Raw genomic sequence first — 20,477 nt, forward strand, 5'->3', positions numbered from 1 at the left:
TCACGCCCCGTCCGTCCGGGCCTTCGGGCCGCCGCGCAGGGCGAGCGTCACCTGGGCCATGATGGCGACGGCGATCTCCGCCGGCGTGAGGGCGCCGATGTCCAGCCCCACGGGGCCGTGGATGCGGGCGAGCCCGTCCTCCGCGACTCCCGCCTCCCGCAGCCGCGCCAGCCGGCCCGCATGCGTCTTCCGGCTGCCCAGGGCACCGATATAGAAGGCCGGGGACCCCAGCGCCGCGATCAGGGCGGGATCGTCCAGCTTGGGATCGTGGGTCAGGGTGACGACGGCCGTGCGCCGGTCCGGTGCGAGCGCGCGCAGCGCATCGTCCGGCCAGTCCCCGTTCAGGCTCACGGTGGGGAAGCGGGCATCCGTGGCGAAGGCGCGGCGCGGATCGACCACCACCACCTCGTAGCCCGCCAGCACCGCCATCGGCGCGAGCGCCTGGGCGATGTGGACGGCACCGACCAGGACCAGCCGCAGCGGCGGATTCACGGTCTGGACGAAGTAGCGGCCCTCATAGAACTCGATGATGCCGCTGCGGTCTTCCCGCAGGGCCTGCCGCACCATCTCCAGCAGTTCGTCCTCAAGCCCGGCGTCGCCCTCCACATGCTCCGGATGCACGAGCGTCTGCATCCCGGTGCCGAGGTCCGTCACCAGGGCGGTGGGCAGCTTCGTCGCCGTCGCGCGGCGCAGCGCGTCGAAGATGCGGCGCTTCACGTCACCGGCTCCACATAGACCTGGACCTGCCCGCCGCAGGCGAGGCCGACCTCCCAGGCCATCTCGTTGGTGACGCCGAACTGGAGCAGCCGCGGCTCGCCGTCCTGGAGTGCCGCCATGGCCTCGTGGACGACGGCGCCCTCGATGCAGCCGCCGGAGACGGACCCGGCCATGGCGCCGGTGTCGTTCACGGCCATCTGGCTGCCGACCGGGCGGGGGGAAGAGCCCCAGGTGGCGATCACCGTGGCAAGCGCCACGCGGCGGCCGCTCTCCAGCCAGTCCGCAGCCTGCGCCAGGACCTGGGTGGTGTCGGCGGACAGTGTGCTCATGCGGCCTCCGTTCGTGCTGCGTCCCCGAGCCAGCGCTCCATGCCGGGTGCCCGCCGCGGCCCGGTGGGGGCGAGCACGGCGGCGAGCTGGGACAGGCTGCGCAGATTATGCACCGGACGGAAGTCGTCGACATGGGGCAGCATCGCGCGGACGCCCGACGATTTCGGGGCGAATCCCTCCCAGCGCAGCAGCGGGTTCAGCCAGATCAGCCGGCGGCAGCTCCGGTGCAACCGCTCCATTTCGGCCGAAAGCCCCTCGGCTGCGTCACGGTCCAGACCGTCGGTGATCAGCAGCACCAGCGCCCCCTGGCCCAGGACGCGGCGCGACCAGACGCGGTTGAACTCGTGCAGGCACGGGCCGATGCGGGTGCCGCCGGACCAGTCCTGCACGGTCCTGCCGACCTTCTCCAGGGCCAGGTCCACGTCGCGGGTGCGCAGATGGCGCGTGATGTTGCTGAGCCGCGTTCCGAACAGGAAGCAGTGCACGCGGTCGCGGTCGTTGGTGACGGCGTGCAGGAAATGCAGCAGCATCCGGCTGTACGGACCCATCGACCCGGAGATGTCGCAGAGCACCACCAGCGGCGGGTGCCGGGTGCGCGGCCGGCGGCGGGCGATCTCCACCAGCGCCCCGCCGGTGCGCAGGCTCCGGCGCAGGGTCGCGCGCAGGTCGGCCCGCCGGCCGGCCCGGGCGGGTTCGGAACGCCGGGTGCGTACCTCCGGGAGCGGCAGCCGCATCCGGGCGATGGCCTGTTTCGCGGCGGCGACCTCGGCCGCGCTCATCTTCTCGAAATCCAGGGTCTGCAACCGTTCCTCGGCGGAGAAGGTGAGGGTTGCGTCGATGCTCACCTCGTCCGCGGCATCCCGCGGGGGCTCCTCCGCGTCGGGGCGGCCGAAGGCGTCCGCCACCCGGCGGGACAGGTCCGGCCCCTGGGGCCGGAGTTCGGTGCGCACGGTCGGCAGCAGCAGATCCAGCATCCGCTCCAGGATCTGCGGGTTGCGCCAGAACAGGTGGAACGCCTGGTCGAACAGCTCCCGCTGGTCGCGGCGGGTGACAAAGACGGCGTGCAGGGCCCAGTAGAAATCCCGCCGGTCGCCCAGCCCCACGGCCTCCACCGCCTCCACGGCGCGCAGCACCTGTCCGGGGCCGACCGGCAGCCCGGCGGCGCGCAGGGCCCGGCCGAAATGCATCAGGTTGTCCAGCAGGCGGGACGGGGCGGTCATGCGCCCTCCTGGCCCAGCCGCGCCGTCGCCAGTTCCGTCCGCACCTGGGTCAGGATGCGGGCGGCCTCGGAGCCCTGAATGCGGGCGATGTCGTCCTGGTACTTCAGCAGCGTTCCCAGCGTGTCGTTGATCGTCTCCGGGGACAGTTCCAGCGTGTCGAGCTGCACCAGCGCCTGCGCCCAGTCCAGCGTCTCCGCCACGCCGGGCAGCTTGAACAGGTCCTGCCGCCGCAGGGCCTGGACGAAGCCCACCACCTCGGCCGCCAGCCGTTCAGGGGCGCCGGGCGCCTTGCGGCGGAGAATCTCCAGCTCCCGCGCCGCCGTCGGATAGTCCACCCAGGCGTAGAAGCAGCGCCGCTTCAGCGCGTCGTGGATCTCCCGTGTCCGGTTGGAGGTGAGGATCACCAGCGGCGGTTCCTCCGCCCGGATGGTGCCCAGTTCGGGCACCGTCACCTGCCAGTCGGACAGCACCTCCAGCAGGAACGCCTCGAACGGCTCGTCCGCCCGGTCCAGTTCGTCGATCAGCAGCACGGGCGGCCCCTCCGGGCGCGGCTCCAGCGCCTGGAGGACGGGCCGTTCGATCAGGAAGTCGCGGGCGAAGATGTCCCGCTCCAGCGCCGCCCGGTCGCGGTCGCCCGCGGCCTCCGCCAGCCGGATGGCGATCATCTGGCGGGGATAGTTCCATTCGTAGACGGCGGAGGCGATGTCCAGCCCCTCATAGCATTGCAGGCGGAGAAGCCGGCGGCCCAGCGTGCCGGCCAGCACCTTGGCGATCTCCGTCTTGCCGACGCCCGCCTCTCCCTCCAGGAACAGCGGGCGCTTCAGCTTGAGCGCCAGGAACAGGGCCGTGGCCAGGGCACGGTCGGCGACATAGTCCCCGGCCTGGAGCAGGGCCAGCGTTTCCTCGACCGACGCGGGAAGCGCGCGGGGCATGGGACCCCCGGTCACGCGCCCGCCACCGCGCGCTGCGCCATGACCCGGACCAGATGCGCCCGGTACTCCGCGCTGGCGTGCAGGTCGCTGTTGAGGTCCGACGCATCGACCGTCAGCCCGTCCAGCGCGGCGGGGGAGAAGTCGGCCGCCAGGGCGCGCTCGGCCTCCGTCCAGCGGAAGACGCAGGCGCCGGCCCCCGTCACGGCCACGCGCACCCCGCCCCCGATGACGGCCACGAAGACGCCGACGACGGCATAGCGGCTGGCCGGGTTGCGGAACTTCGTGTACTTCGCCCGCTCCGGCCGGGGGAAATGCACGGCCACGACGATCTCTCCCGGCTCCAGGGCCGTCTCGAACAGGCCGGTGAAGAAGTCGTGGGCCGCGATCCGGCGACGGTCGGTGCGGACGGTGGCGCCCAGCGCCAGGAGTGCCGCGGGATAGTCCGCTGCCGGATCGTTGTTGGCGATGGAGCCGCCGAGCGTGCCGCGGTTGCGCACCTGCGGGTCGCCGATCAGCCCGGCCAGCTCGGCCAGCGCCGGGATCGTGGCCTTGACGGTCGGGTCGAACCGGACCTCGTGATGCGTGACGCCGGCGCCGATGGTGACGCCGTCGCCCTCGGCGCAGATGCCCCGGAGGTCGGGGATACGGCCAAGGTCGATCAGATCCGTGGGCTGGGCCAGCCGCTGCTTCAGGGTGGGCAGCAGCGTCTGCCCCCCGGCCAGCAGTTTCGCATCCTCCCGACCCTGGAGCAGGGCGGTCGCATCGGCAAGCGACAGGGGCCTGTGGTACTCGAAGCTGTACATGGGCGGGCTCCCTCACTCAGCCGCGGCGGGAACGTGGCGGGCGGATTGGATGGCGCGCCAGACCCGTTCGGGCGTGGCCGGCATGTCGAGATGGCGGATGCCCAGGTCCGACAGGGCATCGACCACGGCGTTCATCACGCAGGCGGCCCCGCCGATCGTGCCGGCCTCACCGCAGCCCTTCACGCCCAGCGGGTTGTGCGTGCAGGGGGCGTGCTCGTTCGTCTTCACCGTCATGCAGGGCACGTCGTCCGCCCGCGGCATGCAGTAGTCCATGAAGGAGCCGGTCAGAAGCTGGCCGCTCTCCGGGTCGTAGACGCAGTTCTCATAAAGCGCCTGGCCGATGCCCTGGACGACGCCGCCATGGACCTGCCCTTCGACCACCATCGGGTTGATGATGCGGCCGAAATCGTCCACCGCGATGAAGGAGACGACGCGGGTCACGCCGGTGTCGGCGTCGATCTCCACCTCGCAGATCTGGGTGCCGTTGGGAAAGGTGAAGTTCTTCGGGTCGTAGAAGGCCTGCTCGTCCAGGCCGGGTTCCAGTTCGTCCAGCGGAAACCTGTGCGGGACGTAGGCCGACAGGGCAACGTCGGCGATGCCGATGGAGCGGTCGGTGCCGGCCACGGTGAAGCGTCCGTCCTTGAACTCGATATCGCCTTCCGCCGCCTCCATCATGTGCGCCGCGATCCTGCGGGCCTTGGCCACCACCTTGTCCATCGCCTTGGCGATGGCCGAACCGCCGACAGCCAGCGAGCGGGAGCCGTAGGTGCCCATGCCCATCGGCACCTTGGAGGTGTCGCCATGGACGATCTCCACGTTCTCGATGGGGACGCCCAGCCGGTCGGCGACGATCTGGGCGAAGGTCGTCTCATGGCTCTGGCCGTGGCTGTGCGATCCGGTGAAGACCGTGACGGAGCCGGTCGGGTGGAAACGCACCTCGGCACTCTCATAGAGACCGGCACGCGCCCCCAGGGCACCGGCGACGTTGGACGGGGCGATGCCGCACGCCTCGATATAGGCGCAGATGCCCAGGCCACGCAGCTTGCCCTGCCGGGCGGATTCGGCCTTTCGGGCGGCGAAGCCGGCATGGTCGGCCAGCGCCAGCGCATCCTCCAGGTTCTTCACGAAGTCGCCGCTGTCATAGGTCAGGGCGACCGGCGTGGCGTAGGGCATCGCCTCCTTCGGGATCAGGTTGCGCCGGCGCAGCTCGACCCGGTCGATGCCGGTTTCCCGCGCCGCCATGTCCACCAGTCGCTCCAGCAGGTAGCACGCCTCCGGCCGGCCGGCGCCGCGGTAGGCGTCCACGGGCACCGTGTGGGTGAAGACGGCCGTCACCTCCGCATAGATGGCGGGTGTCCTGTACTGGCCGGCCAGCAGCGTGGCGTAGAGATAGGTCGGGATGGAGGTGGAGAAGGTGCTGAGATAGGCCCCCATGTTCGCCGTGGTCCGGACCCGCAGGCCCAGGAAGTGCCCGTCCGCATCCAGGGCGAGTTGCGCGCGGGTGACATGGTCGCGGCCGTGGGCGTCGGACATGAACGCCTCGCCGCGCTCCGCCACCCACTTGACCGGCCGCCCGAGCCGGCGCGCCGCCCAGGTGACGATCGCCTCCTCGGCATAATGATAGATCTTCGAGCCGAAGCCGCCGCCGACGTCCGGTGCCACCACCCGGAGCTTGTGCTCCGGGATGCCCAGCACGAAGGCGCCCATCAGCAGACGGATGACGTGCGGGTTCTGGCTGGTGGTCCACAGCGTCGTCTCGTCCGTCGCCCGGTCGTACTCGCCGATATAGGCGCGCGGCTCCATGGCGTTGGGGACGAGGCGGTTGTTCACCAGATCCAGCGTGGTGACGTGCGCGGCCTTGGCGAAGGCGGCTTCCGTCGCGTCGCGGTCCCCGATGTGCCAGTCGTAGCAGAGGTTGCCCGGCGCCTGCGGATGCACCTGCGGGGCATCGGGCGCACCGGCGTCGGCGGTGACGACGATGGAGGGTAGCGGCTCGTAGTCCACCAGGATCAGCTCGGCCGCGTCCTTCGCCTGGTTGCGCGTCTGCGCGATCACGACCGCCACCTGATCGCCGACATGGCGGGCCACGTCCGGCACCAGCGGCGGGTGCGGCGGCTCCGCCATCGGCGTACCGTCCTTGTTGTGGATCAGCCATCCGCAGGGCAGGGATCCGACCTTGTCCGCCGCCATTTCGGCCCCGGTGAAGATGGCGACCACGCCCGGCGCCTGCATCGCGTCGTCCGTGTCGATGGACCGGATGCGGGCGTGCGCGTGCGGGCTGCGCAGGATGTAGGCGTGGAGTTGGCCGGGCCGGTTGATGTCGTCGGTGTAGGTGCCGCGGCCGGTCAGGAAGCGCAGGTCCTCGCGGCGGCGCACGGCGGCGCCGATGCCGGTCGGAGCGGTATCGAGGGGTGCGGTCATGCGTGTCCTCCCTGGGGGACGAAGGCCCGGAGCCTCTGTCGGGCGCCTGGGCCGGAAATCCGCTCTGTCGTCGTCTGTGCCGGTCGTCGTGTATGCCTGTCGTCGTCTGTACCGGCCGGGGCGGCGTGCGCAGGGCGGCCTATTCGGCCGCCACCGCCGCGCTCGCCGATCCCGCACGTATCTCTTCCGCGCAGGCCAGCACGGACTTCACGATGTTGTGGTAGCCGGTGCAGCGGCAGATGTTGCCCTCCAGCCAGCCGCGGACCTCGGTCTCGCTGGGGGAGGGGGTGCGGTGCAGCAGCTCGACCGCGCTCATCACCATGCCGGGGGTGCAGAATCCGCACTGCAACCCGTGGTTCTCGCGGAAGGCGGCCTGCATCGGGTGCAGGGTGCCGTCGGGCGCCGCCAGCCCTTCGATGGTGGTGATGCTGGCCCCGTCGGCGCTTGCGGCCAGCAGGGTGCAGCTCTTCACCGAGCGGCCGTCCAGATGGACGACGCAGGCCCCGCACTGGCTGGTGTCGCAGCCGACATGCGTGCCGGTGAGGCCCAGTTCCTCACGCAGGAACTGGACGAGCAGGGTGCGCGGTTCGACCGCGCGCGAGACGGGCCGACCGTTGACGGTCAGCGATACGGTGATCGGCATGCGCCCTCCCGGTTCGTGGCGTTCTCACCTTCACGGACCGGTACCGGCTTGTCCCCGCCGGATGGTTCGGGCCGGAGAATCCAGGGCAGTCAGGGATTCGAGGTGAGCGTATCCCGGGGGGCGCTTGCCGGTCAAGGCAACCGGTCCCGCTCAGACGAGCATGACCAGCACCAGAAGCACGAGCAGGAGCAGCGGCACCCAGACCGCCGGGCGCAACCCGAAGGGCGCATCCGGAGAGGCCTGCGGCGTCGGGGCAGGCTCGCGCGGCGCGGCATCGACCGCGGTGGGGGCAGGGCTTTCCGTCACCGCCACGGGCTCAGTGGCTACGGGTTCCGGTGCCACGGGTTCCGCTGCCGGTTCGGACGCCGGGGCGGGCTCCGCCGTCTCGTCATCCAGCCGGTGGTGCGGTTCGGCCAGTTCGTTCAGGACGGGCGCGGTCTCCTCGTCCACCTGGGCGACACTGTCCGGGCGCGTCACCAGCGGCACCGAGGCCAGACCAGGGACACCGGAGGAGGGAACTTCCGGCGCGGCTTCGACCTCTTCGGCCGTTTCGACCAGCAGTTCGGTCGCAGCTTCGTCGGCGGTTTCGGGTTGGTTCAGGGATTTCACGGGCACCCCCAGGATTTCGTGGAATTTATCGAAGAAGTCGTCCGCCATCTTGCGGGCCGTGCCCCGGATCAGGCGGGAGCCCAACTGGGCGAGCTTGCCGCCGACCTGGGCCTCGGCCGTATAGGTCAGGATGGTGATGCTGTCGCTTTCCGGTGTCAGCGCGACCCTGGCGATGCCCTTGCCGAAGCCGGCTGCACCGCCCTGACCCTCACCGGAAAGAGTATAGCCGTTCGGCGGATCAAGGTCGGTCAGGGTGACCTTGCCGGCGAAACGGGCGCTGACGGGACCGATCTTGACCTTGGCCTTGAGGGCGAACCCGGTGTCAGAGGTCTGCTCAAGAGTCTCGCAGCCCGGAATGCAGCGGCGCAGCACCTCGGGATCGTTCAGCGCCAACCAGACATGCTCGCGCGGCGCGTCGATGCGGTATTCGCCGTTGATATCCATGGTGCGGCTCCCTCTGGCAAGCCGATCGGATATCCGGGACGGTAAACCCGTTACGGGACCCCGGCAAGCGGGGTCCGGGCCGCACACCCGCAGGGACGTACCGGGTCGGAACCTTCCCGGACGTCCACCGCGGCCGTGTGGTTGTGCCTGCTTCGGTCAGGCGTGGTGGAAGAACAGGAATGTCAGTGCGATGAACAACGGCCCGAGGCAGACAATCGACCACGCCATATAGCCGAAGAAGCTGGGCATCCGGATGCCTTGCTCCTCGCAGATCGACTTAACCATGAAGTTGGGGGCATTGCCGATATAGGTGTTCGCACCCATGAAGACCGCCCCAGCGGAGATGGCGGCCAGCGTTGTAGCCAACGGACCCATCAGAATCTCGGGATCGCCTCCGGCCAGATTGAAGAACACCAGATAGGTCGGCGCGTTGTCGAGGAAGCTGGAGAGCGCTCCCGTCAGCCAGAAGTAGGCGGCGGGGATCGGGTTGCCATCGGGGCCTGTGACGAAGTGCGCCAGACCTGCGAGCGCGCCGTCGGTCCCGGAGCGCAGGATGGCGAGTGCGGGGATCATGGTCACGAAGATCGCAAAGAAGAGAATCGCCACTTCCTGGATGGGAGTCCAGGTGAAGGCGTTCTCGACACGGATGCTCCTGCGCGTCGACTTCAGCGACATCGCCGCGATGGAGATCAGCGCCAGATCGCGGACCAGACTGTCCAGAGGGAAGCTCAGGTGCCAGATGTGCAGCGACCACTCCGGCTCCCACGGGCCGGTCGTCAGCACGACGCCGACGACAGCGGCGAGATAGAGGATGTTGTGCCCGCCTTGAATGCGGATCTGGCGGGATTCCTCTTCGGGCATCGGCAGGCCCTCACGCCGCCAGGCAATGCTGTCGATCACGTAGAATACCGCCAGCAGGACCACTGACATCAGCATCATCGGGCCGAACATGTGCTCGACCGTCCAGTCGAAGTCCACACCTTGCAGATAGCCGATGAAGAGCGGCGGGTCGCCCAATGGGGTCAGCGAACCGCCGATGTTGGAAACCAGAAAGATGAAGAAGACGAAGACATGGACCTTGGTCTTGCGCTCCTGGTTCGCGCGCAGCAGCGGCCGGATCAGCAGCATGGAGGCGCCCGTGGTGCCGACAAGGCTTGCAATCAGCGTTCCGAAGGCCAGCAGCGACAGGTTCGTGTTCGGAGTCCCGATCAGGTTCCCCGAAACCAGGATGCCGCCCGATACGACGAACAGAGTGAAGATCAGGATCAGGAAGGGCAGGTAGTCCAGCAGCAGCGTATGCAGCAGTTCGTGTCCCGCGATGTCGATCCCTTCCACGGCGACGAAGGGCAGGGCGAAGGCCAGCGCCCAGAAAACCGCGACCTTGCCGAAATTGTGATGCCAGACCCTTGGCAGCAAGAGCGGCATCAGGGCGATGGACAGGAGGATGCCGACGAAGGGGAGCCCCCAGAGCAGGCTGAGATCGGACCCGTCGAGATGGGGTGCCGCAGCGTCCAGAGGCGGTGTCTCCGCCGGCCCGTCTGCGGCCCAGGCCGGGAAGGCGCAGGCGGAAGCAAGGGCGACGGCCGGGGCGAGCGATTTCAACAGGCGCAAGGCAGTGGTACTCCGAAATCCGTGCTGCGACAGGCCACCAGCGCCGGCCGATGCTTGCCAGGACCGGGGATTTCCCCAGTCAGCCTCTCGGGATAGCCATTCTCCGCCAGGCAGGGCTTGTCAAGCCGGTATGGCAAGGTCCGCACAGCCGGCCCGCCTCCGCACCTGCCCTGTCCGGGCGGCGGGACAAGGCTCCCCGTTTACTCCGGTTTCCCGCTGGAGTATCTGCAAGGGATGCAGACCGTTCTCCGCCGCCTTCTCCCGCTCCTGCTGGTCCTCGTCACCGCGCTGCCGGCGGCGGCTCGGCTGGACCGCTCCAGCGTCCGTGTCGAGACTGCCTCCGGTGCCAGCCACCGCTTCGAGGTGGAACTGGCGCTGACCCCGCAGGATCAGGCGCGCGGGCTGATGTACCGGGACCATCTCGATCCCGCGGCCGGCATGCTCTTCCTCTACGACCGGCCGCAGCCGGCCTCGTTCTGGATGCGCAACACCCTGATCCCGCTGGACATCATCTTCATCGCCGCCGACGGGCGGATCGTGAACATCGCGGCCGAGGCCAGACCGCTGGACGAGACGCCGCTCCCCTCGGACGGCCCCATCCTGGGTGTTCTGGAGATCGGCGGCGGGCTGGCCGCGAAGCTGGGCATCAGACCCGGCGACCGCGTCGTCCACAGTGCGTTCGAGAAGGGAAAGTAATTCCGGGACCCTCAGCAGATTTCTTCCGGGGCAGTTCCGGACATCATCAGAATTTCTGCGGAAAGGACGGGCCTGCTGCGGGAAATCCCGTCCTAAAGGGGTAGCGACGTCTTCCGTAAATCCGATGGACCGGGGCGCGTCACACCCTTTAAAGTACACACATGGTCTGGGTTCCCAACCATGTGCCGCCCTTGCAGCAGCCTGCCGCCCCCGTCCGGCAGGATGTGAAGGTCGTGCCCGCGGCGGCCATCAGCGACCGCCGCGACCGCCGGTCGGGCAGCGATGCCAACCGCCGGCGCCGTGCCCTCTTCGACTTCCTGATGCAGGAGGTCCATGAGATCCGGGAACTAGAGCCTGACCAGAAGGCTCTGGTGCGGGACAATCTGCGCGGATTCGTGCAGCGCCAGTCGCTGCGGTCCCCGGACCAGCCGGTTCCGCCGCCCCCTTCGCCGGAAGAGGCGGCAGACACCGTCGTCGCCGCCATGGCTCCCGCGCCGAGCGCGGAACTGCCGGCGGACGAGCGGGAGAACCGCCGCCGCCTCAGGGAGGAGGTGCGGCGCCTGCTGATGCTGCACAGCGACCGGGCGACCAAGATCGCCGCCTACATCCATGGCCTGATGGTGGCGACGCGCGAGGTGCATGTGGTCGATCTGGACGTCTGACCCGGGCTGGACGTCTGACCCCGGGGCCGGCCGTCAGCGTCGCCGCGCCAGGGTGAGCCCGTCGCCGATCGGCACCTGGCAGAGCGAGACCCTGTCGTCCCGCCCCAGCTTGGCGTTCAGCGCCCGGATCGCCTCCGTCCGGGGCGTCGTGTCCTCAGGATCGGCGACCCGGCCGCTCCAGAGCGTGTTGTCCAGCGCCACCAGCCCGCCCGGCCGGACGAGGCGCAGCGCCTGTTCGTAGTAGGCATCGTAGTTGGGCTTGTCGGCATCAATGAAGACCATGTCGAACGTCTCCCCCAGCCCCTCGGCCAGCAGAGCGTCGAGCGTGTCCAGCGCCGGTCCCAGCCGCAGCTCGATCCGGCCGGCGACACCGGCCTCGGCCCAGTAGCGCCGCGCGACCGCGGTCCATTCCTCTGACACGTCGCAGCAGATCAGGCGCCCCTGCGGTGGCAGCGCCAGGGCGCAGGCAAGGGCGGAATAGCCGGTGAAGGTCCCCACCTCCAGCAGACGCACGGCGCCGGTCAGCTCCACCAGCAGCGCCAGGAACTGCCCCTGTTCGGGGGCGATCTGCATCGACGCCTGACTGCCGAGCGCTGCGGTTTGCTCACGCAGGCGGGCCAGGACCGCCGGTTCCCGCACCGAGGTGGCGCGGTAATAGGCATAGAGCCGGTCGTCCATCCCGATGGTTCGCGGCGACATCGGACCCTCCCGCGTCGGTGGTGCAGATCACCCATTCATAGGACGCGGCACCGGACCTGTCACCGGCGCAACAATCGGGTGCTATCACCGTCCGGGCGGGACCGGGGTCCCGCCGCCGGTGCCATTTCCGCCCGGACGTCCGTCTTCCGGTCCGCCGCCATGTCCTCCAATCCGGTCCTCTACGCCGCCGCCGTGCTGATCTGGGGCTCCACCTGGTATGCCATCGAGTTCCAGCTCGGCGTCGTGGACCCCGCCGTCTCGGTGACGTACCGCTTCGCCCTGGCCGGCTCCCTGATGCTGGGCTGGCTGGCCGTCACACGCCAGCGCCTGCTGCCGCCGCGGGCCGGCTGGCCGGCCATCCTGGTCACCGGGGTCTTCACCTTCTCGCTGAACTACCTGCTGATCTACAAGGCGACCGGGCTGCTGCCGTCGGGGCTGGTGGCGGTGGCCGGATCGACCCTCAGCCTGATGAACGTGCTGAATTCCCGGATCTTCCTCGGCCAGCCGATGCGCCCGGCGGTGCTGCTCGGCGGTCTCATGGGGGTGGGCGGCGTGCTGCTGCTGTTCTCTCCGGAGATCGAGCGGCACGGCTGGGTCGGCGGCACGCTGCTGGGCCTGGGGCTGGTGTTCCTGGGGAACTACTGCGCCTCGCTCGGCAACATGGCCGTGTCCAAGGCCCGCCGGGCGCAGGTGCCGCTGGTGGCGGCGACCGCCTGGGGCATGCTGGGCGGCGCCGCCCTGACGGCGCTGACCGCGGTCGTCCGCGGCGTGCCGTTCGATTTCGACCCGTCGCTGCCCTATGTGCTGTCGCTGCTCTACCTTGCCCTGTTCGGGTCGGTCGCCGCGTTCCTCAGCTACTTCACGCTGCTGGGGCGGATCGGGGCGGACCGGGCCGGCTATACCGCGGTGATGACGCCGATCCTCGCCCTGGTCATCTCCACCCTGTTCGAGGATTACCAGTGGAACCTGTCGGCCGCGCTGGGTCTGCTGCTGGCGGTGGGGGGCAACATTCTGGTGATGGCGCCGGGGAGCCTCCGGCTGAAGCCCAGGATGGCGGCCGGGGAGGCCGGCTGACCCGCCGCATGCCCGTCCGGACGGGGCCTCCGGTCGGCCCATCCGAACGGTCGGGGCCGGTGGCCTTGCCCCGGCCGGGAGCGTGGTGTATCTCCACCGTGACGGAGCGTAGCGCAGTCTGGTAGCGCGGCTGGTTTGGGTCCAGCAGGCCGGAGGTTCGAATCCTCTCGCTCCGACCAGCTTCCCGCGCCAGCCTGCTGGCGCACTTCCGGGGCCCACGGGCCCGTCCCGAGGACGAGAGGCGGCTTGCGGTCATGAAGGTCAGGATCTACCAGCCCAGCAAGACGACGATGCAGTCGGGGCGCGCCAAGACCAACGGCTGGCTCCTGGAATACGAGATCGAGACGCCGCGCCGGGCGGAACCCCTGATGGGCTGGATTTCCTCGGGCGATACGCTGAACCAGGTCCGCCTGCGCTTCGACAGCAAGGAGGCGGCCATCGCCTTTGCGGAGAAGAAGGGCTGGACCTGCGACGTGGCCGAGAGCCATACGCGCCGCGTCACGCCCAAGAGCTACGCGGACAATTTCCGGTCCGACCGGCCCCGCATCGGCCGGTTCTGACGGGTCCGGACCCAGGGCGCCCTTAGCTCAGTCGGATAGAGCAACCGCCTTCTAAGCGGTAGGTCACAGGTTCGAATCCTGTAGGGCGCGCCAACCCGGCCGCTTCCGGAACCATGGGGCGCCGGCTGCGTTGGCAGCGGGGGCCGCGCCGACGGGGCCGCGGAAGAGGTGGCTGGATGCGGTTCGTGATCAATCTGCTGGTCGCCTGCCTCCTGGTCGGCCTGTTGCTGACCTGGCTGGGCATCGACCCCGTGGCGCTGCTGAACGGCGCCTGGGCGGCGATCCAGGATGCGCCGCGGGCCATTGCCGACGCCGCGGGCTGGGCCGTGCCCTATATCCTGACCGGTGCCATCGTGGTGGTGCCGGTCGCCGTCATTGTCCTGCTGCTGCGCCTGATCCGGCAGCGCCGGCGTTCCGGCGGCAGCGATCCTTATCTTTGATTCCTCAGCCTGATCCTGTCCGCGACCCTGTCCCGGGATCCGCGGCCCCTGAAGCGGTTCCGCCGATCCGGGGGCTGGCCGGTCAGCGCCCCGATCCCGAGGCGAGGCCCGCGATCGGGCCCATGGCGACCAGACGGGCGGGGCGGTTGAAGTTCATGGTGATCATCAGGGTCGCATGCCCCTTGATGACGTAGAGCACCTTCTCCGCATCGACGGGCAGGGGGATGTTCTTCGCCATGCAATGGGTGATGAGCGCCGCCTGCACCTCTTCCTCGGCAAGGGTCAGGACCTGCTTGCCGCCGTCAAGGTCGAGGTAGGTCTTCACCCCGTCCTCCATGGCGAAGCGGATGCCCGTGATCTCCCCCTCGGGCAGCGGGTCCTTCAGGCGCCGGCGCCGGTCGATCACCGAAGCGACCACCTCGCGGTCGTTGAAGACGATGCAGCGCAGCTCCTTCATGGGGCCATTCCCTGTTCTGATCGCCCCGATTCTAGCCGTTGCGACCGCGCACGACCAGAGGTGTCCGGACCCGCGCGCAAAAGAAAGAGCCGGCGTTTCCAACAGGAAGCGCCGGCCTGAGTGGATAGGGAGGGTTAAGAGACACCCCTTTCTAGGAAGGGGCTTTCCTCCCCACATTGATATGGATCAAGGGTGCCTAATATTCCCCGGGGTGCCGGAACGGCGTCAGCCCTTGCCGTACAGCTCCTCCGCCGGCACCTCGACCTCGGCGATAACGGCCAGCGCGCCGTCCCGCACGGCGCGGTAGAAGCAGTTGCGCCGCCCGGTGTGGCAGGCGACGCCCACCTGATCCACCAGCAGCAGCAGGGCATCGCCGTCGCAGTCGATGCGAAGCTCACGCAGATGCTGCACCTGCCCCGAGGTGTCGCCCTTGCGCCAGAGCGCCCGGCGCGAGCGGGACCAGTAGACGACGCGGCCGCCGGCCAGCGTCTCCCGGAGGGAGTCGCGGTTCATCCAGGCCAGCATCAGCACCTCGCCCGTGTCGTGCTGCTGGGCGATGGCCGGGACGAGGCCGTCCGCATCGAATTGCAGTTCGGCGAGGAGAGCGTCCAGGGCTCCGGTCGTCATCGGCGGGCCCCCCGCAGGCGGCCGAAGGCGCGGTCGAGATCGCGGATCAGGTCCTCGGCATCCTCCAGCCCGGCATGCAGCCGGATCAGCGTTCCCCGGCCGCGCCAGGGAACGGCGGTCCTGATCCGGTCGGGAAAGGCGGGCAGGATCAGGCTCTCGAATCCGCCCCAGCTGTAGCCCATGCCGAACAGGGACAGGCCGTCCAGCATGGCGGCCAGGGCATCCTGTGGGATGCGCTCCAGTTCCACCGCGAACAGGCCGCAGGCGCCGGTGAAATCGCGCTGCCACATGGCATGGCCGGGATCGTCCGGCAGGGCCGGATGCAGGACGCGCCGGACCTCCGGCTGTCCGGCCAGCCAGCGGGCCAGCCGGATGCCGGTCTCCTGGTGGCGCACGAGACGGACGGGCAGGGTGCGCAGGCCGCGCAGCGCCAGGAACAGGTCGTCCGCCCCGGCCGCCGCGCCCAGCGTCACGGCCGACTGCTTCACCGCCAGCCGGCAGGATTCCTCCCGGGCGATGATGACGCCCAGGGTGGCGTCCGAATGGCCGCAGACATACTTCGTCGCCGCCTGGATCGAGACATCCACTCCCAGGGCCAGCGGCTTGAAGAAGACGCCGGCCGCCCAGGTGTTGTCGATCAGGGTCAGGCACCCGCGCGCCCGCGCCGCGGCGACGATGGCCGGCACGTCCTGCATCTCGAAGGTGAGCGAGCCCGGCGACTCCAGCAGGATCAGGCGGGTGTTCTCCCGGATCAGACCGGCGATGCCGGCCCCGATGCCGGGATCGTAGAACTCCGTCTCCACGCCCAGGCGGGCCAGCATCTGGCCGCAGAAGTGACGGGTCGGGCCGTAGACGCTGTCCGTCACCAGGATGTGGTCGCCCGCCTGCACGAAGGCGCTCAGCGCGACGGTGATCGCCTGTAGGCCGGAGCCGACGGCGACGGCGCCGCAACCGCCCTCCAGCTCTGCCATCGCCTCCTCGAAGGCGTGGCTGGACGGTGTACCCGTGCGGCCGTAGCGGATCGAACGGTATTCCGGATCGGGCGTCAGGAAGGCCGCGAGGGTCGGGTGCAGGATGGTGGAGGCCCGGTAGGGCGGGATGTTCACGGCACCGGCATGCCCGCCGGGGTCGCGGCCGAGATGGGCGAGGCGGGTCGAAAGGGCCAGGTCGGAGGAAGCGGTGCTGTCTGGATCGGCGGTCATCGGACGGGAGGTTCTGCCAAGGGGATCTGAGGGGCGGCGTCGAGGGGCATCACGCCCTCCAGCCTGGGGTCGTCCTCCAGCCGTTCTTCCTGCCGGAGGGGAACGAAGCCGGCGCGCTGGTACATCAGCAGCGCCTTGGGATGGTCGAAGGTGCAGGTGTTCACGGCCATCCGGGTGACCCCCGCGCCGTTCCAGCCCGCCTCGATCGCCCAGTCCAGCAGCCAGGGACCGAGGCCGTGGCCGATGAACTCCGGGATCAGGCCGAGATAGGCGATATCGACCTGTCCCGCCTTGCGGCGGTCCAGCTCGACATAGCCGGCGGGCACGCCGGCGACATAGGGTACGAAGACCTCGACCTTCTCGTCCTGGATGATGGCGCGTAGAGCGTCATCGGACAGCCGACGCCGGGTGTGCCAGAGCCAGGGCTCGCCCACCGTGGCGTAGAGGTAGCGGTAGAAGGAGACGGTGCAGCCCTCGGCCCGCAGCAGGGCCATGCGCTCGAAGGGGGGCGGCCGGTGCCGCGGCCGCGGCGCCTCCGCCATCTCCAGGAAGGTCACGATCGTGCGCAGCTTGCCGGCCGGGACCGCATCGTCCGTCATCATAGACCTCCAGCGGGGCCGGTCTCCACCGGCAGGTCGGGGCGGGCACCCCATTCGCACCAGGAGCCGTCATAGACCGGCACGTCGCTGCGGCCGAGACGGTGAAGCGCCAGGGCCAGCACGCAGGCCGTGATGCCGCTGCCGCAGGAGGCGACGACCGGCCGTTCCAGGTCCAGGCCCGCGGCGCGGAAACGTGCGGCCAGCGCGTCCGCCGGGAGCATCGTCTTCGTGCCGGCGTCCATCAGGTCGGAGACGGGCACGTTGCGCGCGCCCGGCATGTGGCCACCGCGCAGGCCCGGCCGCGGTTCGGGCACGCTGCCGTCGAAGCGGCCGGCCGGGCGGGCATCGACGATCTGCGCCGCGCCGGTCTCCAGCCCCGCCAGCATGTCGCCGGCATCGCGGACCAGGGACGGGTCGAGCCGCGCCCGGAAGGGCCGGGGCGCGGGCATCGGGGGGGGCGTATCCTCCAGCGGCAGTCCCTCCGCCTGCCAGCGCGGCAGGCCGCCATCCAGCACGAAGACCTTCGCGTGGCCGAAGACCCGGAAGGTCCACCAGACCCGCGGCGCGCTGAGGATGCCGTTGCTGTCATAGACGACGACCGTGTCCGCGCTGCCGATCCCCAGCATGGAGACGGCCTGGGCGAACACCTCCGGGGCCGGCAGCATGTGCGGCAGATCCGTGTCGGGCGCCGCGATCCCGTCGATGTCGAAGAACACGGCACCGGGGATGCGGGCCGCCGCATGCTCCGCCCGCGCATCGCGCGCGACGCCGGGCATGTGCCAGGACGCATCCACGACGCGCACGGACGGATCGGCCAGATGCTCGGCCAGCCAACGTGGACTGACCAGCGGATCGGAAACCATCGACTCTCACTCCTTCAAGGCGACGACGATGCGCCGGTTCTGTCTGCCCTTGTTCTCGATCTTCACGACGCTGACGGGGCCGATCTCGCCGGTGCGGCCGACATGGGTGCCACCGCAGGGCTGGAGGTCCACCGGCGCCTCGTCCGTGCCGATCAGCAGCAGCCGCAGCAGTCCCCCGCCGCGCGGCGGCTGCACCGAGAGGGTGCGGACCAGATCGGGCCGGCGGTCCAGCTCGGCATCGTCGACGATGCGCTCGGCCACCGGATGGTCGGCCGCGATGAGGGCGTTCAGGCGCGCCTCGATCTCCGCCTTGTCCAGACTGCCGGACGGCACGTCGAAGTCCAGCCGGCTGCGGTCGGCCCCGACCTGTCCGCCCGTCACGGACCCGGGCACGACCGCACAGAGGAGATGCAGCGTCGTGTGCATCCGCATGTGACGGTGGCGGCGCTCCCAGTCGATCTCCAGGGTCACCGGGGTACCGGGCGCGGGCAGCGGGGCGGACGTGTCCTCGGGGATGTGCAGCACGTCGTCGCCCGACAGCGGTGCGGCCTCCCCGGCCTTGCGCGTGTCGGCGATCCGCAGCGTCCCGCCCTCCCAGGCGATCGTGCCGGTGTCGCCCGGCTGTCCGCCGCCGGCCGGATAGAAGAGGGTGCGGTCGAGCCGGATACCCTCCGGCCCGGCCGACAGGACCGTCGCCTCAGCCGTCCGGGCACAGGGGGATTCGCGGAACAGCAGGGTCATGGCATTTCCCCCGGAAACAAAAGGAAAATTCCCGAAGTCCGGATGCTAACGGCGCATCCGGCGGCGATCAAGGAAAGTGCCGCGACTCGATCAGCGGCTCAGTCCGCCCAGCGCCGGCGCAGGGACAGACGGTGCCGCGCCAGCCAGTGGAGCGCCACCAGGGTGACGCCGTTGCGGATCTCGTTGCGGTCGGCGCGGGCGACGGCCTCGTCCGCCGGCAGGACCAGGACCCGGATGTCCTCGTTCTCCTCCGCCAGCCCGTGCAGGCCGCCCGCCCCGGCACTGTCCACCCGGCCGCAGTAGAGGGTGATGACCTCGCTGCACCCGCCGGGGCTCGGCAGGAACTCCCCGATCAGGACCAGATCGCTGACGGTGCAGCCGGCCTCCTCCACGGATTCGCGGCGCGCCACCTGCTCCGGGGTCTCCCCGGGATCGACAATCCCGGCCACCGCCTCCACCAGCCACGGTTCCCGGTCCGCGGCCAGGGCGCCGACGCGGAACTGCTCCACCAGCACCACGGCATCGCGGCCCGGATCGTAGAGCAGGACGGCGGCGGCATGGCCGCGGTCGAACAGCTCCCGGCTCATCTCTCCGCTCCAGCCCCCGGCGAACAGCCGGTGGCGCAGCCGGAAGACGTCCACGCGGAAATAGCCGCGATAGGCCTGACGCCGCTCCAGGACCTGGACATCGTCCCGGCCGAACGGTGCCTTGGCGGGCGGGGAGGAAGGGCGGTCGGTCATGGCGGTCCGGCGGATGACGGGATCGGTCGTGACGACCGGGGCTGCCGGCCGTTCAACCAGGGTAGACCCGGGAAGACGCGCAAGGCCAGCCCGGGTCTCCGGCGACCGAAGGGGAGACGGCATGTCCCTGACCAGCACACGGCAGTTCGATTTTACGGGAGGCTCCGGGCACCGGCTGTCCGGCCGGCTCGACCTGCCGACGGGGGAGCCCCGGGCGGCGGCGCTGTTCGCCCACTGCTTCACCTGTTCCAAGGACCACCATGCCTCCGTCCGCATCAGCCGCGCCCTGGCCGAGCGGGGATTCGCGGTGCTGCGGTTCGACTTCACCGGCCTGGGCAACAGCGCCGGCGATTTCGCCAACACCGGCTTCAGCAGCAATGTCGGCGATCTGGCCGCCGCCGCCCGGGCGCTGGCCGATGCGGTCGCCCCGCCGCGCCTGCTGCTCGGGCACAGCCTGGGCGGGGCCGCGGTGATCCGGGCAGCGGCCGCCCTGCCGGAGGTCGGGGCGGTCGTCACCGTGAACGCGCCCTTCGGCCCGGAGCATCTCCGCCGGCTCGTCGCCGGGCGGGAAGCGGAGATCGCGGCCGAGGGGCGGGTCCTGATCGAGATCGGCGGGCGCAGCTTTCCCATCACGGCGGACTTCCTGGAGGACATCGGCGATCAGCCCATGGCCGAGGCGCTCACGGCGCTGGGGCGGCCGCTGCTGGTCTTCCACGATCCGGGTGACCCGGTCGTTCCGGTGGAGAATGCCGACCGGATCCTGGCCGCAGCCTGTCATCCGAAAAGCTTCATCGCCCTGGACGGAGCCGGCCATCTGGTGGCGGACCGTGACGATGCCGCCCGTGTCGCCGAGATCGCGGCCGTCTGGGCCGCGCGTGCCCTGCGGCTGGCACCGGCCGACAGCGGCGCCGCGCCGCGCAACGAGGTCGGCCGGGCGTCCGTCCGGGAAGCCGGGGACTCGCGCCTGGGCGTCCTGGTGACGACGGGCGGTCAGGTGTTCCGGGCCGACGAGCCGCCTCCCGTCGGCGGCGGCAGCGGCCCCGATCCCTACCAGCTCCTGCTTGCGGCGCTGGGCGCCTGCACGGTGATGACGCTGCGCCTCTATGCGGAGCGCAAGGGCTGGCCGTTGGCGGGAGTCGCGGTCGATCTGGCGCATGGCAAGGTCGACGGAAGCGGCGGCGGCCGCGTGGACCGGTTCGACCGCCGGCTGATTCTCAAGGGACCGCTCGACGCCGGACAGCGGCAGCGGCTGCTGGAGATCGCCGGACGTTGCCCCGTTCACCGGACGCTGGAGTCGGTGCCGGAGATCCTCACCGTGCTTGACGAGGGGGAAGGGCGGGAACCTGGACCCGGTGGCCGGGTTGCTGGCGGGACGCAGCGATGAAGGA

At 70.1% G+C, this 20,477-nt stretch carries 23 protein-coding genes and 2 tRNA genes; 8 read left to right on the plus strand and 17 right to left on the minus strand.

The genetic code is table 11. From position 1 onward, the window contains the following. From ACFQPS_RS02310 to ACFQPS_RS02350, 9 genes are all read right to left on the minus strand, one after another. The gene (locus tag ACFQPS_RS02310; protein ID WP_377356106.1) at window positions 1–717 is read right to left on the minus strand and encodes an XdhC family protein; all 717 of its coding nucleotides are present in this window, start codon (window positions 715–717) and stop codon (window positions 1–3) included. After that, entirely contained in the window at window positions 714–1,046 is a 333-nt protein-coding gene (locus ACFQPS_RS02315; protein ID WP_377356108.1) for an XdhC family protein, read from the minus strand. The genes ACFQPS_RS02310 and ACFQPS_RS02315 overlap by 4 nt, the downstream gene beginning before the upstream one ends. Then, a complete protein-coding gene (locus ACFQPS_RS02320) occupies window positions 1,043–2,266 on the minus strand; it encodes a vWA domain-containing protein (RefSeq protein ID WP_377356110.1) in 1,224 nt (407 codons plus the stop codon). Before ACFQPS_RS02320 ends, ACFQPS_RS02315 begins: the two co-directional genes overlap by 4 nt. After that, window positions 2,263–3,198, minus strand: coding sequence for an AAA family ATPase (locus ACFQPS_RS02325; RefSeq protein WP_377356112.1), 936 nt, complete (start codon window positions 3,196–3,198; stop codon window positions 2,263–2,265). The genes ACFQPS_RS02320 and ACFQPS_RS02325 overlap by 4 nt, the downstream gene beginning before the upstream one ends. An 11-nt stretch (window positions 3,199–3,209) precedes the next feature. After that, window positions 3,210–4,001, minus strand: coding sequence for an FAD binding domain-containing protein (locus tag ACFQPS_RS02330; protein ID WP_377356114.1), 792 nt, complete (start codon window positions 3,999–4,001; stop codon window positions 3,210–3,212). Window positions 4,002–4,013: 12 nt separating this feature from the next. Continuing rightward, window positions 4,014–6,422, minus strand: coding sequence for a xanthine dehydrogenase family protein molybdopterin-binding subunit (locus ACFQPS_RS02335; protein WP_377356115.1), 2,409 nt, complete (start codon window positions 6,420–6,422; stop codon window positions 4,014–4,016). 139 nt (window positions 6,423–6,561) lie between these two features. Continuing rightward, on the minus strand, window positions 6,562–7,065 hold the full coding sequence (locus tag ACFQPS_RS02340) for a (2Fe-2S)-binding protein (protein WP_377356117.1): 504 nt from the start codon (window positions 7,063–7,065) through the stop codon (window positions 6,562–6,564). A gap of 150 nt (window positions 7,066–7,215) precedes the next feature. Beyond that, entirely contained in the window at window positions 7,216–8,118 is a 903-nt protein-coding gene (locus ACFQPS_RS02345; RefSeq protein ID WP_377356119.1) for an SRPBCC family protein, read from the minus strand. A 156-nt stretch (window positions 8,119–8,274) separates the two neighbouring features. Next, the gene (locus tag ACFQPS_RS02350; RefSeq protein ID WP_377356121.1) at window positions 8,275–9,729 is read right to left on the minus strand and encodes a sodium:proton antiporter; all 1,455 of its coding nucleotides are present in this window, start codon (window positions 9,727–9,729) and stop codon (window positions 8,275–8,277) included. Window positions 9,730–9,963: 234 nt separating this feature from the next. On the opposite strand from ACFQPS_RS02350, the gene ACFQPS_RS02355 reads away from it, so the two are divergent. Together ACFQPS_RS02355 and ACFQPS_RS02360 are read left to right on the plus strand one after the other, a co-directional pair. Continuing rightward, window positions 9,964–10,425, plus strand: a complete 462-nt coding sequence (locus ACFQPS_RS02355) for a DUF192 domain-containing protein (RefSeq protein WP_377356123.1) — start codon at window positions 9,964–9,966, stop codon at window positions 10,423–10,425. 161 nt (window positions 10,426–10,586) lie between these two features. Beyond that, a complete protein-coding gene (locus ACFQPS_RS02360; protein WP_377356124.1) occupies window positions 10,587–11,087 on the plus strand; it encodes a hypothetical protein in 501 nt (166 codons plus the stop codon). Window positions 11,088–11,120: 33 nt separating this feature from the next. Here the strand turns inward: ACFQPS_RS02360 and ACFQPS_RS02365 are convergent, their stop codons facing one another. Next, window positions 11,121–11,786, minus strand: a complete 666-nt coding sequence (locus ACFQPS_RS02365) for an O-methyltransferase (RefSeq protein WP_377356126.1) — start codon at window positions 11,784–11,786, stop codon at window positions 11,121–11,123. Between the two features lie 159 nt (window positions 11,787–11,945). Here ACFQPS_RS02365 and ACFQPS_RS02370 point away from each other — a divergent pair, with 159 nt between their 5' ends. The 5 genes from ACFQPS_RS02370 to ACFQPS_RS02390 all read left to right on the plus strand — a co-directional run bounded on the left by ACFQPS_RS02370 (window position 11,946) and on the right by ACFQPS_RS02390 (window position 13,860). Continuing rightward, the gene (locus tag ACFQPS_RS02370; protein WP_377356127.1) at window positions 11,946–12,860 is read left to right on the plus strand and encodes a DMT family transporter; all 915 of its coding nucleotides are present in this window, start codon (window positions 11,946–11,948) and stop codon (window positions 12,858–12,860) included. Between the two features lie 102 nt (window positions 12,861–12,962). Further along, window positions 12,963–13,039, plus strand: a tRNA-Pro gene (locus tag ACFQPS_RS02375). Between the two features lie 75 nt (window positions 13,040–13,114). Further along, the gene (locus ACFQPS_RS02380; protein WP_377356129.1) at window positions 13,115–13,420 is read left to right on the plus strand and encodes an ETC complex I subunit; all 306 of its coding nucleotides are present in this window, start codon (window positions 13,115–13,117) and stop codon (window positions 13,418–13,420) included. A 16-nt stretch (window positions 13,421–13,436) separates the two neighbouring features. Further along, window positions 13,437–13,513: transfer RNA gene (locus tag ACFQPS_RS02385), tRNA-Arg, on the plus strand. A gap of 83 nt (window positions 13,514–13,596) precedes the next feature. Next, window positions 13,597–13,860, plus strand: a complete 264-nt coding sequence (locus tag ACFQPS_RS02390; protein ID WP_377356130.1) for a hypothetical protein — start codon at window positions 13,597–13,599, stop codon at window positions 13,858–13,860. Window positions 13,861–13,942: 82 nt separating this feature from the next. On the opposite strand, the gene ACFQPS_RS02395 is transcribed toward ACFQPS_RS02390, so the two are convergent. From ACFQPS_RS02395 to ACFQPS_RS02425, 7 genes are all read right to left on the minus strand, one after another. Further along, window positions 13,943–14,317 (minus strand): hypothetical protein, encoded by a 375-nt coding sequence (locus tag ACFQPS_RS02395; protein WP_377356131.1) that lies wholly within the window; start codon window positions 14,315–14,317, stop codon window positions 13,943–13,945. Window positions 14,318–14,542: 225 nt separating this feature from the next. Beyond that, the gene (gene hisI / locus ACFQPS_RS02400; protein ID WP_377356133.1) at window positions 14,543–14,944 is read right to left on the minus strand and encodes a phosphoribosyl-AMP cyclohydrolase; all 402 of its coding nucleotides are present in this window, start codon (window positions 14,942–14,944) and stop codon (window positions 14,543–14,545) included. Then, window positions 14,941–16,146: a cystathionine beta-lyase gene (metC, locus tag ACFQPS_RS02405; protein ID WP_377356135.1), complete on the minus strand. Its 1,206-nt coding sequence runs from the start codon at window positions 16,144–16,146 to the stop codon at window positions 14,941–14,943. The genes hisI and metC overlap by 4 nt, the downstream gene beginning before the upstream one ends. After that, window positions 16,143–16,745 carry a GNAT family N-acetyltransferase gene (locus ACFQPS_RS02410; RefSeq protein ID WP_377356137.1) on the minus strand — a complete coding sequence of 201 codons (603 nt, stop codon included), beginning with the start codon at window positions 16,743–16,745 and terminating at the stop codon, window positions 16,143–16,145. The genes metC and ACFQPS_RS02410 overlap by 4 nt, the downstream gene beginning before the upstream one ends. Beyond that, the gene (gene sseA, locus ACFQPS_RS02415; RefSeq protein ID WP_377356139.1) at window positions 16,745–17,608 is read right to left on the minus strand and encodes a 3-mercaptopyruvate sulfurtransferase; all 864 of its coding nucleotides are present in this window, start codon (window positions 17,606–17,608) and stop codon (window positions 16,745–16,747) included. Before sseA ends, ACFQPS_RS02410 begins: the two co-directional genes overlap by 1 nt. A gap of 6 nt (window positions 17,609–17,614) precedes the next feature. After that, window positions 17,615–18,349 carry an alanyl-tRNA editing protein gene (locus ACFQPS_RS02420; protein WP_377356141.1) on the minus strand — a complete coding sequence of 245 codons (735 nt, stop codon included), beginning with the start codon at window positions 18,347–18,349 and terminating at the stop codon, window positions 17,615–17,617. 98 nt (window positions 18,350–18,447) lie between these two features. Next, the gene (locus ACFQPS_RS02425) at window positions 18,448–19,089 is read right to left on the minus strand and encodes an NUDIX domain-containing protein (RefSeq protein WP_377356142.1); all 642 of its coding nucleotides are present in this window, start codon (window positions 19,087–19,089) and stop codon (window positions 18,448–18,450) included. A gap of 121 nt (window positions 19,090–19,210) precedes the next feature. Between ACFQPS_RS02425 and ACFQPS_RS02430 the strand changes: the two genes are divergently transcribed. Further along, window positions 19,211–20,473 (plus strand): bifunctional alpha/beta hydrolase/OsmC family protein, encoded by a 1,263-nt coding sequence (locus tag ACFQPS_RS02430; RefSeq protein ID WP_377356144.1) that lies wholly within the window; start codon window positions 19,211–19,213, stop codon window positions 20,471–20,473. Window positions 20,474–20,477: the final 4 nt, after the last annotated feature.

The organism is Rhodocista pekingensis, from assembly GCF_042665545.1.
GTDB classification, from domain to species: domain Bacteria; phylum Pseudomonadota; class Alphaproteobacteria; order Azospirillales; family Azospirillaceae; genus Rhodocista; species Rhodocista pekingensis.